Source organism: Halovibrio sp. HP20-59 (assembly GCF_033052795.2).
Lineage (GTDB): Bacteria > Pseudomonadota > Gammaproteobacteria > Pseudomonadales > Halomonadaceae > Vreelandella.
This window is the reverse complement of record NZ_JAWJUW020000002.1, coordinates 281,104-300,134: the sequence shown is the minus strand read 5'-3', so window position 1 is coordinate 300,134 and position 19,031 is coordinate 281,104. Positions and strand designations below refer to the sequence as shown.

17 protein-coding genes are annotated in these 19,031 nt (G+C 55.5%); 13 read left to right on the top strand and 4 right to left on the bottom strand.

Features of this window, described 5'->3' with window-relative positions:
• The first annotated feature begins 165 nt into the window (after positions 1–165).
• The 6 genes from RZA33_RS03615 (at position 166) to RZA33_RS03590 (ending at position 4,927) form a co-directional block, all read left to right on the top strand.
• The gene (locus tag RZA33_RS03615) at positions 166–633 is read left to right on the top strand and encodes a YeeE/YedE family protein (RefSeq protein ID WP_317506480.1); all 468 of its coding nucleotides are present in this window, start codon (positions 166–168) and stop codon (positions 631–633) included.
• A 23-nt stretch (positions 634–656) separates the two neighbouring features.
• Positions 657–1,064: a DUF6691 family protein gene (locus tag RZA33_RS03610; RefSeq protein ID WP_416337842.1), complete on the top strand. Its 408-nt coding sequence runs from the start codon at positions 657–659 to the stop codon at positions 1,062–1,064.
• Positions 1,065–1,203: 139 nt separating this feature from the next.
• Positions 1,204–1,899 (top strand): response regulator, encoded by a 696-nt coding sequence (locus RZA33_RS03605; RefSeq protein ID WP_317506478.1) that lies wholly within the window; start codon positions 1,204–1,206, stop codon positions 1,897–1,899.
• Positions 1,900–1,901: 2 nt separating this feature from the next.
• The gene (locus tag RZA33_RS03600; RefSeq protein ID WP_317506477.1) at positions 1,902–3,221 is read left to right on the top strand and encodes an ATP-binding protein; all 1,320 of its coding nucleotides are present in this window, start codon (positions 1,902–1,904) and stop codon (positions 3,219–3,221) included.
• Positions 3,222–3,248: 27 nt separating this feature from the next.
• Positions 3,249–3,914, top strand: coding sequence for a c-type cytochrome (locus RZA33_RS03595; RefSeq protein WP_317506476.1), 666 nt, complete (start codon positions 3,249–3,251; stop codon positions 3,912–3,914).
• On the top strand, positions 3,911–4,927 hold the full coding sequence (locus RZA33_RS03590) for a c-type cytochrome (RefSeq protein WP_317506475.1): 1,017 nt from the start codon (positions 3,911–3,913) through the stop codon (positions 4,925–4,927). Before RZA33_RS03595 ends, RZA33_RS03590 begins: the two co-directional genes overlap by 4 nt.
• 58 nt (positions 4,928–4,985) lie before the next feature.
• Here RZA33_RS03590 and dsbG read toward each other — a convergent pair whose 3' ends face one another.
• Positions 4,986–5,768, bottom strand: a complete 783-nt coding sequence (gene dsbG, locus RZA33_RS03585; protein ID WP_317506474.1) for a thiol:disulfide interchange protein DsbG — start codon at positions 5,766–5,768, stop codon at positions 4,986–4,988.
• 458 nt (positions 5,769–6,226) lie between these two features.
• Here dsbG and RZA33_RS03580 point away from each other — a divergent pair, with 458 nt between their 5' ends.
• The 3 genes from RZA33_RS03580 to RZA33_RS03570 all read left to right on the top strand — a co-directional run bounded on the left by RZA33_RS03580 (position 6,227) and on the right by RZA33_RS03570 (position 8,894).
• Positions 6,227–6,415, top strand: coding sequence for a DUF2892 domain-containing protein (locus RZA33_RS03580; RefSeq protein ID WP_317506473.1), 189 nt, complete (start codon positions 6,227–6,229; stop codon positions 6,413–6,415).
• Between the two features lie 78 nt (positions 6,416–6,493).
• Positions 6,494–7,402, top strand: coding sequence for an MBL fold metallo-hydrolase (locus tag RZA33_RS03575; RefSeq protein WP_317506472.1), 909 nt, complete (start codon positions 6,494–6,496; stop codon positions 7,400–7,402).
• 25 nt (positions 7,403–7,427) lie between these two features.
• Positions 7,428–8,894, top strand: a complete 1,467-nt coding sequence (locus RZA33_RS03570) for a dihydrolipoyl dehydrogenase (RefSeq protein ID WP_317506471.1) — start codon at positions 7,428–7,430, stop codon at positions 8,892–8,894.
• A 77-nt stretch (positions 8,895–8,971) separates the two neighbouring features.
• Here RZA33_RS03570 and RZA33_RS03565 read toward each other — a convergent pair whose 3' ends face one another.
• From RZA33_RS03565 to dsrO, 3 genes are read right to left on the bottom strand one after another with little or no spacing between them, the layout of a single operon-like run.
• Positions 8,972–12,070, bottom strand: coding sequence for a molybdopterin dinucleotide binding domain-containing protein (locus RZA33_RS03565; RefSeq protein WP_317506470.1), 3,099 nt, complete (start codon positions 12,068–12,070; stop codon positions 8,972–8,974).
• Positions 12,063–13,292: an NrfD/PsrC family molybdoenzyme membrane anchor subunit gene (gene nrfD, locus RZA33_RS03560; protein WP_317506469.1), complete on the bottom strand. Its 1,230-nt coding sequence runs from the start codon at positions 13,290–13,292 to the stop codon at positions 12,063–12,065. The genes RZA33_RS03565 and nrfD overlap by 8 nt, the downstream gene beginning before the upstream one ends.
• Complete coding sequence (gene dsrO / locus RZA33_RS03555) at positions 13,276–14,052, bottom strand: sulfate reduction electron transfer complex DsrMKJOP subunit DsrO (RefSeq protein ID WP_317506468.1); 777 nt, start codon at positions 14,050–14,052, stop codon at positions 13,276–13,278. The genes nrfD and dsrO overlap by 17 nt, the downstream gene beginning before the upstream one ends.
• Positions 14,053–14,564: 512 nt before the next feature.
• Between dsrO and RZA33_RS03550 the strand changes: the two genes are divergently transcribed.
• From RZA33_RS03550 to RZA33_RS03535, 4 genes are all read left to right on the top strand, one after another.
• Entirely contained in the window at positions 14,565–15,383 is an 819-nt protein-coding gene (locus RZA33_RS03550) for a bacteriorhodopsin-like (RefSeq protein WP_317506467.1), read from the top strand.
• A gap of 64 nt (positions 15,384–15,447) precedes the next feature.
• Positions 15,448–16,509 (top strand): polyprenyl synthetase family protein, encoded by a 1,062-nt coding sequence (locus RZA33_RS03545; protein WP_317506466.1) that lies wholly within the window; start codon positions 15,448–15,450, stop codon positions 16,507–16,509.
• Positions 16,506–18,098: a phytoene desaturase family protein gene (gene crtI / locus RZA33_RS03540; RefSeq protein ID WP_317506465.1), complete on the top strand. Its 1,593-nt coding sequence runs from the start codon at positions 16,506–16,508 to the stop codon at positions 18,096–18,098. The genes RZA33_RS03545 and crtI overlap by 4 nt, the downstream gene beginning before the upstream one ends.
• A complete protein-coding gene (locus RZA33_RS03535; RefSeq protein ID WP_317506464.1) occupies positions 18,086–19,030 on the top strand; it encodes a Brp/Blh family beta-carotene 15,15'-dioxygenase in 945 nt (314 codons plus the stop codon). Before crtI ends, RZA33_RS03535 begins: the two co-directional genes overlap by 13 nt.
• The last annotated feature ends 1 nt before the right edge of the window (position 19,031 follow it).

Genomic DNA, 19,031 nt, shown 5'->3' with positions numbered 1-19,031 from the left:
CATCAAGGCTTAACCGCTGGACTAGCGCCGACTTCCTGTCGTCAACGCGCTATCTGGCTATGGTGTTAGGTGGTTTATTCTAAAAAAATCTAAACATAGAACATAATATAGAATATGATATTCCTTATGGTTAAATCAGTGCGTCCAATGAGTAAGGAGTGACCGGTGGATTGGAGTGCAGGCTTACAAGGGCTAGCTGGGGGAATGTTGATCGGGCTTTCCGCCACCTGGCTAATGGCAACGTTGGGTCGCATTGCCGGCATCAGCGGCATTATTGGGAACTTGATCACCCAACGCCCCAAAGACGATAGCGCTTGGCGAGTGGCTTTTCTGTTAGGGCTGATTAGCGGCCCGCTTCTGCTTATGGCGCTAGGCGGTGGTTTAGGCAACGTTGCCGGAAGCCCTGGCGAGGTGATTGGCGCGCCAGTAGGAGGCGTAGGGTTAATGCTAGTGGCTGGGCTGTTGGTGGGCGTAGGTACGGGGCTGGGCAGTGGCTGTACCAGCGGCCATGGCGTATGCGGGCTGGCGCGCTTGGCGCCGCGCTCCATGGCGGCCACCGGTATGTTTTTGCTGACAGCGCTAGTGACCGTTTATATCTCGCGCCATATGCTAGGCCTAGGCGGTGGAGTATGAGTCAGTCAAACAAGAGTCATTGGATGAAAACAGCGGCAGGCTATGCGGCGGGGCTACTTTTCGGCCTTGGTTTAGCTGTTTCAGGTATGACTGACCCCGCACGAGTAGTGGGGTTTCTAGACGTAGCGGGTGCCTGGGATCCAACGCTGATGTTCGTATTAGGCGGGGCCGTCGTCACCACCTTTATCGGCTATCGACTGGTGCTTAAGCGCTCGGCACCGCTGTTGGGTGGCGTTTTTCAGTTACCGACCAAACGGGAGTTAGACGCAAAGTTATTAGGAGGCGCTGCTCTGTTTGGCATCGGCTGGGGGCTTTCCGGCTACTGCCCAGGGCCGGCGATTGCTTCCATCGGCGGTCTTTCGTTACCGCTATTGGCCATGCTGGTGACAATGGTATTGGGGTGGTTTGCTGCGAGGCGTTTTGACGCTTAGCCTCTCGCCTAGCCATTCGTCCTTATCCGGCGATTGCCATGCCCACGCCCTTGCCATCACAGCAAGGGCGTTTTTATTTGTCTTAACGCTGGGTTAATGCCCGTCCGCCATGCTGATGGGTAATAAATAGGAAACCGCTATGCACGTCTTGTTGATTGAAGATGACCCGCTGGTTGCTTCGGGTATTCGCGCTGGATTAATGACCTTCGACTTTGTGGTCGATCACGTCTCCACGGTGAGCGCTGCCCGTCAGGCGATGCGAACGGTGGCCAGTGATGTGGTCATTCTTGATCGCGGATTGCCCGATGGCGATGGTCTTCAATTGCTGGCCGAGTGGCGCGAGCAGGGCAACGGCGTTCCCGTGCTGGTGTTAACCGCTAGGGATGCGGTGCGTGACCGAGTGGATGGACTGCAGGGCGGCGCCGACGACTATCTGGTGAAACCTTTCGATTTAGATGAGCTGGTAGCGCGCTTGCACGCCTTGTTACGCCGAGTGGCAGGGCGCAGCAGCGGTCTGATCTGCCACGGAGCGCTATGCCTAGACCCAACGACAAGGGAAATATACGTCGAAGAACAGCTGATCATGCTGTCTCGCCGCGAGTTGGTGCTGCTGGAAACCTTTCTGCAATCGCCACGTAGCGTGCTCTCTGTCGATCAGCTCAAAGATAGCCTGTACGGAATGAACGACGATGTTGAGAGCAATGCGCTGAATGTGCATATCCACCACCTGCGCCGCAAACTGGGCAGCGGCGTAATTGAAACAGTGCGCGGGCTTGGCTATCGGTTGGGCAAACCCGAGGCGGTACATGCGGCCGGTACGCACTATAAGGGGTAGCTATGAGTTTACGTGCGCGCTTGCTGCTGACTCTGGGATTAACGCTGGCACTGCTCTGGGGTGTGGCGGCGGCGTGGCTGATGCGCGACCTGGAAGAGAAGTTTGTGGAAACTCTGGATCAGCGCTTGGCGCAGTCGGCAAGAATGGTGGCCGGTTTAGTCCTGCAGCTGCCGTTTGACGTATGGGAGGATGCCGAGCATCCAGTGCTGTCTATTCCTGCCATTGAGGGGCTGGCCTGCCAAGTGCACTCGCCCCAGGGCGAGATAATGGCGCGTACCCATGCCGACATGGATGACATTCTGGCTCCTGGTGAGAGTGGGCACACTTATCGCCAGGCAGGCGACGTGACTTGGCGGGTATTTACCTACGAGCGCGGTGGCATCGTGATTACCACCGCTGATCGTATGGATGAGCGCGATATGCTACTCAGCGGCGTTATACGAATGGCCGTGGTGCCCTTTATCGTAGCGCTGGTAGGCAGCATGTTTGCGCTTTGGCTGGGGGTTTGGCGTGGCTTAGCACCGCTAACACGGCTGCGCGAATCGCTGGCCAATCGCCATCCCGATGCATTGGCACCAGTCGTTACCTACGGCCTGCCTAAAGAGATACGGCCGTTGATTGAGACCCTCAATGCCCTCTTGGCGCGCGTACAGCAGACCATTATCCGTGAGCAGCGCTTTACCAACGACGCCGCCCATGAACTGCGTACGCCGCTTACCGCAATCAAAACCCACCTGCAAGTGGCCCGCCGGGTCGAAGGTCCGGCTGCAATAGCATCGCTCAACTATGCTGAAGAGGGCGTGGTGCGGTTGAGCTCTACCCTTGATCAACTGCTCACGCTTGCTCGCGTAGAGGGGCGTGTTCGCTTTGATGATGGTGAGGCAAGCCACGTCGCCGATGTGGCTGAACACGCCCTGGCGGATAGCCAGCAAGACAAATCAGCGCGTTTTATCGTCCCGCCCCACTGGCCCGATGTCGCCCTTGCGATGCCGCGTGAACTGGCCATCACCGCGCTGCGTAATTTGCTTGATAACGCTATTAGCCATGGGCCCGCCGACACCGCGGTTAACTTTGATGCGCAGTGGGAGCCAGGGGAGCGTCATCTTACCTTTAGCGTTAGCGACCAAGGTCCCGGTGTTGATGGCGCGACGCTTGAGCAATTAACGCAACGATTCTGGCGCGCCAGCAAACAGCAGGGCAGTGGGCTTGGGCTAGCCATTGTGGCCGCTATCGCCGAACGCTTTGGCGGCGAAGTGACGTTTGCCAGCCCTGCTGAAGGTGGTTTTACCGCCCGGCTGGTGGTGCCAGTGGCGGGTAGCTAACAACGATAACGCAAAGGAGAAGCCGAGATGAATAAAAAATACTTAAGCAGGTTTGGCCTGCTGATAGGGATTAGCTTAGTCACTGGAGGCGCGCTGGCGCAGCAGGGCGACGCGGAGCGAGGCCAGGCTGCAGCGGCGACCTGTACAGCCTGTCATCAGGCCGATGGCAGCGGTATGAACGTGCCCAAGGGTGAGTCATGGCCGCGCTTGGCGGGGCTGAATGCCGACTATATCGCTAAGCAGTTGCACGATTTTAAAGCCGGGCGCCGTCAAAATGCGACCATGGTGACATTTGCCAATATGCTCGACGACCAGCAAATAGCCGATGTTGCCGAATACTATAGCCAAATGCCGGTAACGCCGGGACAAGGCGGCGATGAGGCCGACGAAGCGCTACTGGCGCGAGGTCAACAGCTTGCCGAACGTGGCGATTGGAACGCCTATATTGTTTCCTGCCAAAGCTGTCACGGCCCCAGTGGTACGGGTGTTGGCAGCACCTTCCCGGGTGTCGCCAGCCAGCATGCTGGCTATATCAGCGCTCAGTTGACGGCGTGGAAAAACGAGACGCGTAGCAACGACCCACAGAATCTCATGGGGGCTATTGCCAAACGCATGAACGATAACGACATTCAGGCGGTGTCTGCGTGGTATGCCACGCAACCCGGTTCAGAAGAACAGGAGACAGCACAATGACCACCTCTCGTCGTCCTCTCGTCATATCGCTGTCAGGCTGCTCGCTTGCGTTCGGCGTCGTTTATGCAGCTACGGTTTTTGCCCAGCCAGAAGAGCGCTCAGATGCCGCGCTGAATATGCTGGTTCACGAGCCCCCCACCATGGAAGATCTTGAGAATTCCGATCTTCATCCAGAGCTGAAAAAAGTCATCCGCTATGGGCATGATCTATTCACCAATACCCAGCAGTTGCGTGGTGAGAACGTGTTCAATGACATGAACTGCTCGAGCTGTCATTTGGGCGAAGGGCGAGTGCCGTTCAGCGCGCCAGTTTGGCCTGCGGCCATCACGCTGCCGGATTTTCGTGGTAAAAACCAGCACGTGAATAACCTGGAAGAGCGTATCGCTGGCTGCTTTGCTTACTCCATGAACGGCGTACCACCGGCGTATGGCAGCGATGAAATGCTGGCGCTGAGCGCCTACCATCAGTGGCTGGCCACCGGTGCGCCGATGTATCCAAACAAGCCGATCTACGGGCGAGGTTTTCCCGCCCCGGATGAGCCAACTGAAGAGCCCGACTACGCTAGGGGCGAAGTGGCTTATCAGGAAAACTGTTCGATATGCCATCAGGACGATGGCTCTGGCCACTATGAAAACGGCGAATACGTATTTCCAGCCCCTTGGGGGGACGGCTCCAATAATTGGGGCGCTGGCATTGTACGCGTCGATACCATGGCGGGCTTTATTTACCAAAATATGCCGCTTGGTCAGCCGCGGTCACTCAGTGATCAAGACGCCTGGGATATTGCTTACTACATAAACAGCCAAGAGCGCCCTCAAGACCCCCGCTACACGGGCGATGTCGCCGAGACAGCTGAGCGATTTGGCCCGACTTTTCACAAGCGCTCACTCTACGGGCAAACTCGCGAACACGATGGCCACGTACTCGGTGACCACGACAATGTTGGGGAGAAGGGTGACATTAAACCTTGGAACGTCGGCATGCCGCGGTTTGAAAACCTTTCCGAGGAATAAAGCAGGCGGAGGAATTTTTTGCATTGAGGAGGCCGCATTAGCGGCCTCCTGAAACCCTCTACGGCGCTTCGCTACCCATCATCTCGATCAGCCGCTCATCACTGGGCATACCCTGAATGCGGTCAAGGCGCACGTTCCCGTTCTCTGTTTCCCGCTGAAAAACCGAGGTGGGGGTTGCATACAACCCTAACTCCTCGAACAGCTGGTTATTGGCATACACCTGCTCTTCAATAGCCCTCGGTTGGGCGCTGGCTTCGATTTCTTGCTGGCCACTTTCATGGGCATGCAGCGTTGCTGACGGGTCCTCGGCCCCGAGTAGGGCGGCTGCTTTTCCAGGGCTGTCGGGCGCTAAAATACCGACCATGATATGACGTAGCTGCACCTTACCTGCTTCCACCCAGGGGCGAACGTCTTGCCAAAGCTGGCGGCAGTAGGGGCAGTTGGCGTCTGTGAAGGTGTAAATCACCCGGGGAGCATCAACGTTGCCATCTTGAATCCAGTGGCTTTCGCTTAATAGCTGCCAGGTTTGTGCCTCTAGCGGTGCCCGTACATGCTCATCCAACTGCGCTTCGGTAAGGTCATTGCCCTCGCTATCCATTAGCGTACCCACAACGGCGTGCTCGCCATCCGGCGTCAGGTAAATCGCCATGTCCTGGCCTTGCACGCTGGCGCCGTAGCCGCGCAACCCGCCGGGGGCATCGAATTGGCCATGAATCTCCAAGCCTTGATCGGCAAGCGCCTGGATAGGGGCGGGTAACTCATTGGCATCGCTTGTAGAAGCGCTTCCTAGCGCTGTCAGTAGGAGAAAACCGCCAATAGCGGGGTGATGTTTCAAGTGCATAGCATCGCCTTGTTCAAATAAGAGTGAGGAATGAGGGGGCAATAGTTGCCATCTTAACACTGGCAGGCCCAGCATCATGCTGTGCTGGTATTGTCGCAGCACGGCATTATTTAGAAATTATTCGCGGTATCTAGTGCGTTTAATGCCTGGTGAAAAGCCGTTGAGTGAGGCGACCACCTTAAAGTCTCTTTCTACACCATTACGAAAGCTCAAATAGCTTGATATGGATCAAACTGCGACCACTTGTCTCGTGTCCTCACGAGGTAAGACAGCTATGCTGGTTATATGTTTATTCAGTTCTTACGTTAGAGTAAAATATTATTAAAAATAAATCTCCATACCCGTGGCCGCAATAATGTGGGCATTGCAGCATCCGGCACTATAGCGGAGATGATGCGCGCCCTGGCCATTCCCGTTTACAGCTTTTGAGTATCCACTGCGACATTAAGGAGTCCATTATGAAAAGCAACGTTGGCGGTATCGATAAGATGTTACGCATTTTGATCGGCATCATTCTGATTGTGCTGACGCTGGTGGGCACTATCGGCGCTTGGGGCTGGATAGGGGTAGTGCCGCTGGCCACTGGCCTGTTCAATTTTTGCCCGGTCTACAAGCTAATAGGGATCAATACCTGCAAGCTGAAGTAACTTGCTAGCATCCAAACGTAATTGGCAGCGGTCAGTCGACGAGCTGTTATAGCCACATATCTCAAGGAGGCAGAAGCCATGAACACCTTTGCGCTTTCAACGCATACTGGCAAAGGCACACCGGATGTCGCTGGTTTTTTCGACCCGCGTACCTTTAGCATCCAGTACGTAGTGAGCGACCCTGCTACCAAGCAGTGTGCGATTATCGACCCCGTGCTGGATTTTGACGAAAAGTCCGGTGCGACCGCGACCCATTGCGCCGATGAGCTGCTGGCTTATATTAATAAAGAGGGATTGTCGGTGGTGTGGATTCTCGATACCCATCCCCACGCCGACCACTTTTCTGCGGCCCACTATCTAAAGCAACAAACCGGCGCGCCCACGGCTATTGGCCAGCACGTCACCCAAGTGCAGGCGCTATGGAAGGATATCTACCACTGGCCGGAAATGCCTACCGATGGCCGGCAGTGGGACACCCTGTTTAGCGAAGGCGACACTTTTAAGATTGGTGAGCTGAACGCTCGCGTACTTTACTCGCCCGGCCACACGTTGGCCTCGATTACTTATGTGATCGGCGATACGGCCTTCGTACACGACACCCTGTTTCAGCCAGACTTTGGTACAGCCCGTGCCGATTTTCCCGGTGGCGATGCCAAAGTGCTGTGGCACTCCATTCAGCAGATTCTAACGTTGCCCGCAGACACCCGGCTGTTTACGGGCCATGATTATATGCCCGATGGCCGCGAGCCGCAGTGGGAAAGCACGGTCGCTGAGCAGCGTGAACATAACCCACACTTAGCCAATATGAGCGAAACGGATTACATCGCACTTCGTCACCAACGCGATAGCGAATTACCTATGCCTAAGCTGATCTTGCACGCCCTGCAGGTCAATACGCGGGGCGGGCGGCTGCCAGAGCCAGAAGCCAACGGGAAGCGCTACCTAAAAATCCCGCTAGATGCCCTGGAAGGTGCCACCTGGGATTAACCTATCACTACTTAGGAGCATCGCCATGCAACAGCGACACGCCAAGATAGCCATTATTGGTGCTGGTAGCGCGGGCCTTAGCGCCTGGCACGCCGCGAATAAACATACCGAGGATATAGTGCTTATTGAAGCTGGCGCCTACGGTACAACCTGTGCCCGCGTGGGGTGCATGCCCTCTAAGCTACTCATCGCCGCCGCCAATGCGGCACACAACGCGCGTAAAGCGGAGATGTTTGGTGTCACCGTTAATGAGGTGGTGATTGATGGCCAAGCGGTGATGGCAAGAGTCAGGCATGAGCGTGACCGCTTCGTCGATGGTGTTTTAGCGTCAGTGAAAAAGATTCCCGAATCGCAGCATATGCGGGGTCACGCGCGTTTTATTGACCCTCATACGCTAATGATTGATGACCATACCGAGCTCACGGCCGAGGCTATTATTATTGCCACCGGGTCGCGGCCTACGTGGCCGAGTCTGCTGGAAGCTGCCGGAGACCGGCTAATTGTTAATGATGATGTCTTCGACTGGGAAATGCTGCCTGAATCAGTGGCTATTGTGGGGCCTGGCGTGATTGGTATGGAGCTGGGCCAAGCGCTTAGTCGGCTAGGTGTACGTACTCGCACGTTTGGTGTGGGTGGTGCGGTAGGTCCTTTTCAATCTGAGGCGCTGCGCCAACTGGCAGATGAGACGTTCAATGAAGAGCTATACTTAGATCCCGATGCCACTCTCGACAAGCCCAAGCGTCGAGAAAATGGCGTTGATGTCACCTTCAAGCAACGTGACAGCGGACAAAAAATGACTGAAACATTCGACTACGTGCTTGCGGCGACAGGGCGTCAGCCCAATGTGGATCGGCTGGATATCGAGAAGGCAGAGCTAACACTGGACAATCGTGGGGTGCCTGAATTTAACCGCTTCTCTTTGCAGTGCCTGAGTGCTCAAGGCACGCCAAGCCACATTTTTATTGTAGGCGACGCTAATCAGTCGGTACCGCTACTGCATGAGGCAATCACAGAAGGAAAAATCGCAGGGCGCAACGCTGCGAACCCATACAATGTGCAAGTAGGCCAGCGTAACGTTCCTCTGGCAATTGTGTTTACCGAACCCCAGATGGCAACGGTCGGGGAAAGTCGCGCTAGCTTGGAAAAGCAATATGGTGGCTGTGATTGCATCGCTGAAGGCGGAGTTTCCCTTGCCGATCAAGGGCGCGCGAGAGTAATGGGTGAAAACCAAGGGTACTTCGCGCTTTATGCGGCGCATGGCAGCGGACAGTTTTTAGGTGCCGAGCTGTTTGGACCACGTGTTGAACATATAGCCCACCTGCTTGCCTGGTCACTAGAACAAAAGTTAACCGTAAGCCAGATGCTCGCCATGCCCTTTTATCATCCAGTCCTTGAAGAAGGCCTGCGCACGGGACTTCGTGAATTGCAGGCCAACCTGCAGCAAGGGCCTGGCATCTTAGAACGCTGTATGGAATGCGGTCCGGGCGATTGAGGACACCGTTATTTAGGTGTCCAATTGCTGCTTTGCAATTAACTCTCATTTCAAACTTTCATTCCAAACTCTCAACCCTAACTTTCACGGGTGACTCTGACCGGTAATCCCTGGCGCACGCTGGCGCCGCTGATGGGCTCAAGCCAGGTTCCGTCGACTTCCCGCGTGGGGTCTTTAAATCCCAGGTCGTTGATGTTGATGCCTGCGCGCATCCAGGGCATATCCGGCTGGGGCTCACCATCGATAATATGCGGCGTTGCCCCTAAATCCCGGTGGCCATAGCCGTGTTCAATGCCCAAAGCACCAGGCATCACGCTTTCACTGACTAGCGCCAACCCCACAACGCTTCCGCCAGGGCTTTCTATACGAATAGTATCGCCGTGCTGGATACCAAAGCGCTCGGCGTCTTGGTGGTGCATTTGTATCGGGTTATACGGCTTGATCATGCGCAGCCGCTCACTGCCAATGGCGTAAGAGTTCATCAGGTTGGATTTGAACGAGAATGCCAACAGCGGCCACTCTTGCTCCGAAAACACCTCGCGCATGGGTTGCTTGTTCGCCAACTGAGGCAGCTTATGGCAGGGCACGCCACTATTGGGCAGGCCATTAGTGGTATCAATGCTGGTGCCGACCGATTCGTTGTAAACACACAGCGTTTTCTTCCACTGGTTTTTTAAATGCTCGCCGACAAAGTGTTCGCTGGCATCTTCGAAGCGCCCACCCCTTGCATAAAGGTACGCCACCCGATTGCGCTCTTCGAATTTAAGGGTTCGTTCAAGTTTGGGCATCAACGGGGTGATACCTCCATGGGCAATATCGGCGTCGTCGGCTTCTGGTAGTGGTTCTTCTTGAAAAGCGATATTGGCTGCGGCTCGTAGGTAGTAATCCTCAGCGCGATTGAGCGGGTGCAGGTTGCCCTTGGTATCGGGAATTGCGTTGTCGCCAAAGCCGGGTAGACCAAGTCGTTTGGCCACAGCGATAAAGAAGCTGTCCAGAGATACCGGTTCGCCTTCAGCGGTTTTTTGCTGGCGCGGCTCCACCACTGGCCAGCACGCGGTGGTTAGCTTGCCTAGGGTGCCTTTCCAGGCGCCCGTAAAGCCCCATACCTCGTACATCACGGAATCAGGCACGATGTAGTCGGCGTAGCGGTTGGTTTCGTTGATAAAGCCGTCCACGGCCACAAAAAGCCCTAGCCGTTTGGGGTCTTTCAGCTTATCGACAATGACGCCTTTTAGGCCGGCCTGACCATAAATCGGGTTAGCCATACAGCCAATCACCGCTTTGATGGGGTAAGGATAGCCATCTAGTGCCGAGGGTAGGTGCTCGGTGAGTGTCGGCGGTGCCAAGGAGCGCCACGGCGCTCTAGCCGGGTAAGGATTTTCGCCTGCGGCGACTTTGCGCTGGTACTCGGAAGACTTCTCGTAGGGAAAGCGTGAGCGGGATAGAAACACTCCCTTGGGGCCACGTTTGCCAGGAAAGTTGGCTAAATCGTAGCGTGGGCCTTCGCCTGTGCCGCTGTAGGTGCCGCCGCCCACGGCGCTGCCACCCTTCATGTTGTAGTTGCCCGCCAGCAGATTCAGCATTTGTACACCGAACGCGGCGTAGAAACCGTTACCCGACATCATGCCGCCGTGACAGTTAACCGCGGCTTTTCTACCATGGCTGGCATAGCGGCTGGCTAGTTCAACAATTGTTGCCTTGGGAATGCCGCAATGCTCGGCGTAGGTGTCTAGGTCGTACTCGTGGGCAGATTCGCTTAGCAGCGTCAGGCTGCTTTTGACGGTCACGGTAGTGCCATCGGCAAGCTGAACCGGACGTTCGGCAAAGAGCTCGGCGGTCATCACCTCTTCGCTTAGCGCGAGTTTTCCATTGGCTACTACCACCGCCGTGTCAGCATCGCTACCCGCTTCCGCCAGGCCCAGGTCGCTGGCGCGAAGAAAATACCCCCTGCGGGGGTGCTCATAGGTGTCAATCACCAAATGAGTGGCATTGGAATGGGTGGTTTCGCCCGCTGCATCGGCGGCGGCTTGGCCGGGTAGAGCCAGGAAGTCGCTAGCATAGCCTTGGTTATCGATTAGCCACTGGATGATTGCCATGGCAAAAGCGCTGTCGCTGCCGGGGCGAATAGGCACCCAGCGGTTGTTGTCGGCAGCGTGGGAGGTGGCGGCGTTGAGCGCTGGATCGACCACCACGTACTCTAACGTACCGGCTGCACGGGCTTGAGCAATCAAGCGCCCTTGGCGTTTAAACGGGTTGCCCGCTTGGCTGGGCGCACAGCCGATATACATGATGAACCGTGCGTTTTGGATATCCGGCTTAACGTGGGCGTTGGTGACAATATTGTTCATCACCGCACCAGATCCCATGCGGAAAGCCAACCCGCAGTAAGCGCCATGGTGGCCGTAGTTGCGGGTAGCAAAGGCGTTGAGGGTAAAGCGCTTGAGTAGGTCTGAACGTCCGTAGTCGGTAGCTTCCATCACCATTAACTGATTGGCTTTGGGGCCATATTCAGGATTGTCGGGATCGATAAGGGTGTCGTGGTCACGAATATCGCGCAGTCCATCAACATGGCCTTCGCTAAACAAGTCGCCGCCTTCGCAGATTTCTTCAATTAACTGCTCAAAGGAGATTTTCTGCCATTCACGGCTGCCACGTTCGCCTACTCGTTTTAGGCAGTGATCGACTCGGAAGGGATTGGTGATTTGGCTCATCATGGCGTTGCCACGGGCGCAGGCGGTGGAGCGGTTTATCTGACCCTGTTCGCCATAGGCGCTAACACTGCGTAGCGCATCCGCCACCGGTGTACGCATGGGTAAATGGTCGTCGGCGGACAGCGGGTGGTAGGGGTTGCCTGATACTCGCAGCACTTCTCCGCGGGTGTCATCGACCCTGACTCGCACGCCGCACCGTGTGGTGCAGCCGTAGCAAATAGTGAAGGCGACCCGCTGGTTGGGGGTTAGCGTAAGTTCGCCAGTATCTAAATCGACTCGGTATTCTGGGGTCAGCGAGTTGCCATGAATATTGTGCCTGGGTTTTTCACCCGCGCTACCGGTAATGCCCTTGGCCATTTTTGCCAGTGGGTCGGCATAGCCCACGGCAAAGGTGGCTGCACCACCAGCGGCGGCAGCGCCCTTTAGAAAACGGCGGCGTGACGGGTCTTGAGTAGACTTAGACATGGCTAGACGCTCCTTTTTTAGCGGTGAGAGGACGAGTAGAAGCATCTTGGGTAGCGTGAGTTGGCGTTGCTATAAGGCCGCCCTGTTGGGCCTGCCGCCAGGGAATACACAGTTCAATCAGTAGAATAGCGGCGAGCCAGAGACCGAAGGTGCCCACAATGCCTAAAATACCGGAAGAGCCCGCAGGAATACCGTAATGATGAAAGCCTGCACTATTGCGCGCCACATGCTGAACATCCATCAGCACCACCCAGCGGAACATCCAGCCCATGTGTATGGCGACGAGTCCTAGCAGCCATGCCCAGGCAAACAGCGTTGGCTGGTGAGAGGTTGGAGCGCCGCACGCCCCCGGCAGGCGCAGGGTAGGGCGAGTCAATAAAAACAACACGGCGGCAAACAGCGCGATGCCGGTAATGCTTCCCCAAAGAGCAGTGTTGCGCCACGAGGCGCTATGGCGCACGGATTCCAGCGCGGCGGCAACTGAGCCTACGTGTGCATTCACGCCATCTAAAAACCAGCTAAGCGCAATCAATCCTGCTAGCGCACAGGCCACTAGCAGCACATACAGCATCTGGCGGGTTGTGTTTTGAGAACAAAGCCCACTAACCCTGTTCAGCACTAACACCAGACCGGAGGCGGCGATAAATCCGGTGGTCGCCAGCATGGGCGGTAGCCAAACAGTGTTCCAAAGCGGGCGGGCCTTTACGATTGCTAGCTCCGCGCCGGTGTAAAGCATAATGCCGCTGGAAAGTCCCAGCGCAGCCAAACCTACCACGGTGATCAGCGCTCTGGGCGTTGCGCCAGTGCCCAGTGAAAGCCAGGTAGCTAGCATGCCGCTGAGTCCTGGTGTGCCGCGCTGTGCCTGCAGCGCGGGTCGCCATGCCAGCCAAGCAAGGCCAAGCACGCTAACCAAATAAAGCGGCAGAACAACGCTGCCAATCGACATCCACGAGTGGCTATTGGCGTAAGCGTAGAAGTGCCAGAACCGCAGCGGCTGGTGCAAATCAGCGAGTAGCGCAACGGGCGCTACCAGCGTAGTGCTAACGCAGGCGATTAGCGCCAGACGCGCGGTAGGCAGCCATTTTTTTTTGCCGAATACCAGTGCTGGGGCGGCTAGCCACAGGCTGGCGTAGGAGAGCGCAATCATAAAGAAGTACTGCACCGCCCAAGGGTACCAGGCGATGTCATAGCGCGGTGCCAGTAGCTCAATGGTGGAATTCATAGCCCATCTCCTGACCGTGGGGATCGAGTACTTCCAGCGCGACGGGTTCCGCCGTGGGACGCGTGGTGAAGCGATCATCCATACCTAGGTAGAACACCTGCGGAAGGGTATTTTTTTCTGGTTGTAGCACCATCAATGCATCGCGATGTTCATGAATCATGCGGCTGATTTGGCTTTGAGGATCGCGCATATCTCCAATCACGCGGGCACCGCCTACGCAGCTCTCAACGCAAGCGGGCAATAGTCCGGCTTCTAGACGATGGGCACAGAAGGTGCACTTGTCGGCGGTTTGAGTGCGTTGGTTAATAAAGCGAGCATCGTAGGGGCAAGCATTGACGCAATAGGCACACCCTACGCAGCGGTCGCTATCGACCACCACAATGCCATCCTGCTGCTGGTAGGTGGCTTCTACGGGGCAGACTGGTACGCAGGGTGGGTTTTCACAGTGGTTACATAGCCGTGGCAGCATAAAAGTGGCTAGCTCGCCGCTTTCCTGATGCTGAACTTCATACTGCGAAACCGTGGTGCGGAATTGACCCAGCGGTGCAGCATTTTCGATATGACACGACACCGTGCAGGCTTGGCAGCCGATGCACTGGCGTAAATCGATAAGCATGCCGTAGCGTTTTGAGGGATTCCCCTCGCGGCGGGGTGGTTGCTGATTAATGCCTGCATGGGCAACGCTTGAAAACGGAATTAGCGCAGCGCCTGCGCTTAGACGGGCCAACTGGCCTAGTAGCGAGCGGCGTATGGCGTCCATAGCGTCTCCTTAGCGAATGAATCGGCATTCGCATGGGCGAATGGTCGGAATACGCTTAGGTTACGCCTTTGGTGAAATTAAAAATTGATTCGCGTCAATGGGTTAGTGCGTGTTTCTTAATGCTGTCTTAATGTTAAATGGCTAAGCAATTGTTTTATAATATAAAGAATATTGACGGATAAACGCTGGGTAGGGCGATTTTAGGCCTATGGACCGTATGGATACCGCTGGCATTCGGGCCTATTAAGACCGTTTAAGTCCAGTCGGCGACACAGAAAACTATTACAGGAGGTGTCTATAAAATTGGTGCAGATCAAAATCTGCATAAAGTTTGTAAAAGATAGTTGATTATTCTTTGGGGGCACGACTACGCTGTACAAGAGTTGGTCAGCAAATAAATGCTGAATAACTTTTATGTGGAATGCGTTGGTAGCTCATTACACATGTGCAAGGCGAAAGTGCCGGTCTCATTGGTAATGTCTGCTTACAAAATAATGCCGCCGGAGATACTCATGGAACTTGAAACTTTATCCTTAGGGCAATACTCCTTTATCCAGAACGGTTATTCTTTCGGCTTTGCCGTGATGGCCGCTGCAACGCTATTTTTCTGGTTAATGAAGTCAGAAATTGCCCCTGCCTATCGCTTAGCCATCACCATCACTGGGTTGGTAACCGCGGTGGCTGCCTACCACTATTTGCAAATCATGCTGTCTTGGGGTGCCGCAGCTGATGTAACGTCTGGAGAAGTCATCTCAACCGGTAAGCCTTTCAATCAAGCTTATCGCTATGTCGATTGGCTTCTGACGGTACCGCTGTTGCTGATCGAGCTGATATTGGTCATGCGCCTGTCCAGAAAAGAAACCATCAAGAAAACAACGGTATTAGGTGGTGCTGCTGCCTTAATGATCGTGTTGGGTTATCCAGGTGAAGTGTCCAGCGCGGGTGGCTTGCGCTTCGTATTCTGGGTGCTCTCAATGATTCCGTTCGTTTTCATTGTTTACCAGCTTGTTGTGGGCCTCAAAGAGTCGATTTCGCAGCAGCCTGAAAGCGTGAAGAACCTGATTAACATCTCTGTCTACTTGGTCATCGGCTCTTGGTTGTTCTACCCGATTGTCTACCTCTTTCCGTTGGTCGGTCTGGAAGGTGGCGCTGCAATCACAGCCGTTGAAATTGGCTACACGGTAGCGGATATCGTTGCTAAGGCTGTCTTTGGTGTCTTTATCTTCACGATTGCCATGCGCAAGTCGCAAGAGATTGAAGGTACTCCATCAACCGTTTCCAACCCAGCCCCAGCTGCTGACGATAAAAACGAAACGTCCACGCCTTCTTAAGCGCCGACTTTCATAAAAGGAGTTGCTTGCGGCCAAGGATGGCCCCGTTCAAAAGGATGTTGGCATGGTCACTGCAACACTCAACCAAACCGCCAATTTCAACGTTGATGGTGGCAACGAGACAATGAAAACACCATCCGATACGAGTGACGTCGATTGCGAACTCGAACAGGTTAATGCGTTAATGCGTAATAGCCTTAATGCAGCTGATCACTGGCCAGCACAAGCTGCTAGCCTCTATCATCTTGAAACGGGCGGCAGTCAATTGCGCGCTCGTTTAGCGCTACTTAGCGGTAGGGCTTTTAACGCATCAAGTGCCCATCGAATTGCAGCCGCTGCGGCTTCAGAGCTTATTCATAATGCATCGCTTGTTCATGATGACCTTTGCGACGGTGACAGCGAGCGCCGTGGGCAACCAGCTATTTGGAAACGTGACAACCCTGGGGTTGCACTCTGCACCGGCGATCTTTTACTCACGGCGGCCTTCCGCGCCGCTCTGCATAGTGACCAGCCCGAGCACAGTTTGGCGCTGATTCAGCTACTCACCGAGCGCTCAGGCCAGGTGATTGCCGGTCAGAGTATCGAGCTGGCTTCGCGCGGTTCCCACAATCCAGATTATCAACATCCATCAATTGCCGAGTACCTGCAAGCGACATTAGCCAAGACGGCGCCTTTGATTGCGCTCCCCCTGGAAGCGGCGGCAATCGGTGGCGATATTACCGAGCAGCAATACGCACAGCTTCACCGGTTTGCAAAAGCCGTGGGTCTGGCTTATCAGATTATTGATGACTTGGATGATATTGACGTTGGCTGCGCGCAACGCCTGCAGCCAGACTATTACCATTGTTATCATGCTTGGCCGCGCCATTGGCCCATTCGGACTCAGCGGCTGGCGAACCCAGAAGCTCAAGCCATGCGCCGCGCCACGCTCCATGCATCAGCAGCGCTGGCCCGCGGTGAAACACTTATCCAGTGTTTTCCCAACGCGCTTGGCGTGGCATTGCAGGGAGTTTTGGCAAAACTGCGTCGTCGACTTGATGAACATCGAAAGACCATACCCCCCTATGCGGATCAACCGCCTGAGCCGATTCAAGCTATCAATGCGATGACGGAGTCGGCCTTATGAGCGATCTGTTGGATAAGAAAGCCTCTGTGCAGGGTAAAGCGGTCGTCATTGGGTCAGGGTTTGGCGGTATTGCCGTTGCCTTGCGATTGTTGTCCCAAGGCTGGGATGTCGAGTTGCTTGAGCGCCATGCCGACATCGGCGGGCGGGCTCGCGTTTTCCATTTAGACGGGGTGGCTTTTGATGCTGGGCCGACGGTAATTACCGCGCCCTTCATTTTTGAAGCACTGTTTGAGCGCTTCGGCGAGCGGATGGAAGAGCACGTCACTTTATTGCCTGTTGAGCCTTTCTACCGGATGGATTTTGCCGACGGTAGCTATTTTGACTACAAAAGCACTATCAATGACACCGTCGCGGAGATTGAACGATTATCGCCTGGAGAGGGCGGCGCTTATGCGGATTTTCTGAAAGCGACGGAAGTGATGTACCAGCGTGGTTTTGTCGAATTGGCGGAGCAGCCGTTCACCCGTGTGACGGATATGCTCAAAGTATTACCCGACCTAGTGCGCTTGCGGGCTGATGTCAGCCTGTACGGCTTTGTGTCGCGTTTCTTCACCGATGAACGTTTGCGTAAAGCGTTTTCAGTGCCTTCGCTGTTGGTGGGAGGGCATCCTTACCGTACGTCGTCACTTTACGGCTTGATTCACGCCCTTGAACGCCGCGGTGGGGTCTGGTACCCAAAAGGAGGGACCGGTGCATTGGTTGAGGCGCTTGCCGCCCTGTTCCAACGCCACGGCGGAGTTATGCGTACCAACCAGCAGGTTAGTGCGATTAATGCGGAAGGTAGCAGCGTTACCGGAGTGGAGGTGGGGTCGGGCGAGAAGTATGCCGCCGATATTGTGGTCAGCAATGTTGACCCGCTGCATGTCTATGAGCACTGGTTGCCAATGGGGCGTTGGGGTAGCGTAGTGAATAGCTGGCGTCGGCGCTTGAAACAGTCGATGGGGCTGGTGGTGGTGTACTTTACCACTCAGCGGCGTTACCCAGAGCTTGAACACCATACGATTGTCTTTGGCGATACGTTCAAAGAGATTCTTGACGCTATTTTTGATAAGCATGAACTGCTCGACGATCTCAGCCTTTACCTGCACCGACCAAGCGCCACTGACCCGCAAATGGCGCCTGACAACCGAGACGCGTTCTACGTACTGGCGCCGGTGCCGAATCTTAACGGTAAGCAAGACTGGGAGACGCTTGAACCGGTTCTCACGCAACACATTTTGCTGACCTTGCAGCAGCGGCTAATGCCCGATCTGTTTGAGCAGTTGAGTGCCACCCACACCATAACCCCGCGCTATTTCCACGACGCGCTTTCGAGCCCCTTTGGCAGCGGTTTTTCGATTGCCCCGACGCTGACACAGTCGGCCGGGCTGCGTTTTCATAACCGCTCCCCGCATTTCGACAACCTGTATTTTGTGGGCGCTGGAACACATCCGGGTGCCGGTGTGCCAGGGGTCGTATCGTCCGCTGGGGTGGTCGAACGATTGGTGATAGAAGATAGCCACAAACGCCAAAAGGGGCTGGCGCCCGTGCAAGGCGGCGTTCAGCCAGCGACGCGTCCATATCGGGGAGAACCACCATGCTCGCAATAAATCCTGCCACGGCACAGCGTCACCGCGTGTGGGCGGTGATGGCGGCGCTGTTTGCCGGTGTAATGGCCGTCTGGCTGCCCAATCTTGAACTTGCCCTGCAGTTCTGGGTGATAGTGATCCCCGTCGCGCTGTTTGGCCTGGCCCATGGCGGCGCTGATCCAGTGATTATTAACGCTCTCAAGGCGGTGCGCGGGCGCAGCAGTGTTCAATGGCTGGCTGGCTATATAGCGCTAATGGTGCTCACCGTGGCGTTTATTGTTTGGCAACCGACGCTGGCTCTGGTGGGGTTTTTGGGGCTTTCAATATGGCACTTTGCGATAACGGACTGTATGTTCTTACCCAAAGGTGGGCATGCTGGCGTAGGGTGGTTGAGTGGCAGCTTGCCCATCATCGGCCCGCTGGCAGGTCACCCTGAACAAGTAGCCGTGCTGTTTGCTTGGCTATTGCAACAGGACCCTGCGGCCGTCATGGCTTTGGTGCTGCCAGCGGGGCGCCTGCTGATACTCGGGTGGGCAGTAGCCCTTATTGGTGTCATCGCCCTGAATTCTCGTGTAAACCGTAGTGTGCTACTTCTGGAGCTTTGCGCGTTGGCCGCCCCCATGCTGCTTTTACCCCCGTTGCTTGCTTTCGCTTTCTACTTTTGCGTCGTGCACAGCCTGCGGCATTTTTTGCTATTGCTGGGTGCTGGGCGCCAAGCGTTTAAGGCGATTGACGTCAAAATACTGGCGCGTCGCGCAGCACCCGCCACTGCTGGCGCTATTGTGCTAGGTGGGATCATCTGGTGGGCCATGAATAGCGGGGCTGCTAACCTGGAAGGCGCCTGGCTTGCCGACGCTGTCCGGGTGATTTTCTGGGGGTTGGCCGTGTTAACGGTGCCGCATGCGTTGTTGGTGGCGTTATGGATAGCCCCCAAGCCTGTGGCTAACCATTAGC

Excerpts from the sequence above, each read along its gene's own strand:
- RZA33_RS03610 (WP_416337842.1), top strand. The coding sequence starts at position 657 with ATGAAAACAGCGGCAGGCTATGCGGCGGGGCTACTTTTCGGCCTTGGT.
- RZA33_RS03605 (WP_317506478.1), top strand. The coding sequence starts at position 1,204 with ATGCACGTCTTGTTGATTGAAGATGACCCGCTGGTTGCTTCGGGTATT.
- RZA33_RS03600 (WP_317506477.1), top strand. The coding sequence starts at position 1,902 with ATGAGTTTACGTGCGCGCTTGCTGCTGACTCTGGGATTAACGCTGGCA.
- RZA33_RS03595 (WP_317506476.1), top strand. The coding sequence starts at position 3,249 with ATGAATAAAAAATACTTAAGCAGGTTTGGCCTGCTGATAGGGATTAGC.
- RZA33_RS03590 (WP_317506475.1), top strand. The coding sequence starts at position 3,911 with ATGACCACCTCTCGTCGTCCTCTCGTCATATCGCTGTCAGGCTGCTCG.
- dsbG (WP_317506474.1), bottom strand. The coding sequence starts at position 5,768 with ATGCACTTGAAACATCACCCCGCTATTGGCGGTTTTCTCCTACTGACA.
- RZA33_RS03580 (WP_317506473.1), top strand. The coding sequence starts at position 6,227 with ATGAAAAGCAACGTTGGCGGTATCGATAAGATGTTACGCATTTTGATC.
- RZA33_RS03575 (WP_317506472.1), top strand. The coding sequence starts at position 6,494 with ATGAACACCTTTGCGCTTTCAACGCATACTGGCAAAGGCACACCGGAT.
- RZA33_RS03570 (WP_317506471.1), top strand. The coding sequence starts at position 7,428 with ATGCAACAGCGACACGCCAAGATAGCCATTATTGGTGCTGGTAGCGCG.
- RZA33_RS03565 (WP_317506470.1), bottom strand. The coding sequence starts at position 12,070 with ATGTCTAAGTCTACTCAAGACCCGTCACGCCGCCGTTTTCTAAAGGGC.
- nrfD (WP_317506469.1), bottom strand. The coding sequence starts at position 13,292 with ATGAATTCCACCATTGAGCTACTGGCACCGCGCTATGACATCGCCTGG.
- dsrO (WP_317506468.1), bottom strand. The coding sequence starts at position 14,052 with ATGGACGCCATACGCCGCTCGCTACTAGGCCAGTTGGCCCGTCTAAGC.
- RZA33_RS03550 (WP_317506467.1), top strand. The coding sequence starts at position 14,565 with ATGGAACTTGAAACTTTATCCTTAGGGCAATACTCCTTTATCCAGAAC.
- RZA33_RS03545 (WP_317506466.1), top strand. The coding sequence starts at position 15,448 with ATGGTCACTGCAACACTCAACCAAACCGCCAATTTCAACGTTGATGGT.
- crtI (WP_317506465.1), top strand. The coding sequence starts at position 16,506 with ATGAGCGATCTGTTGGATAAGAAAGCCTCTGTGCAGGGTAAAGCGGTC.
- RZA33_RS03535 (WP_317506464.1), top strand. The coding sequence starts at position 18,086 with ATGCTCGCAATAAATCCTGCCACGGCACAGCGTCACCGCGTGTGGGCG.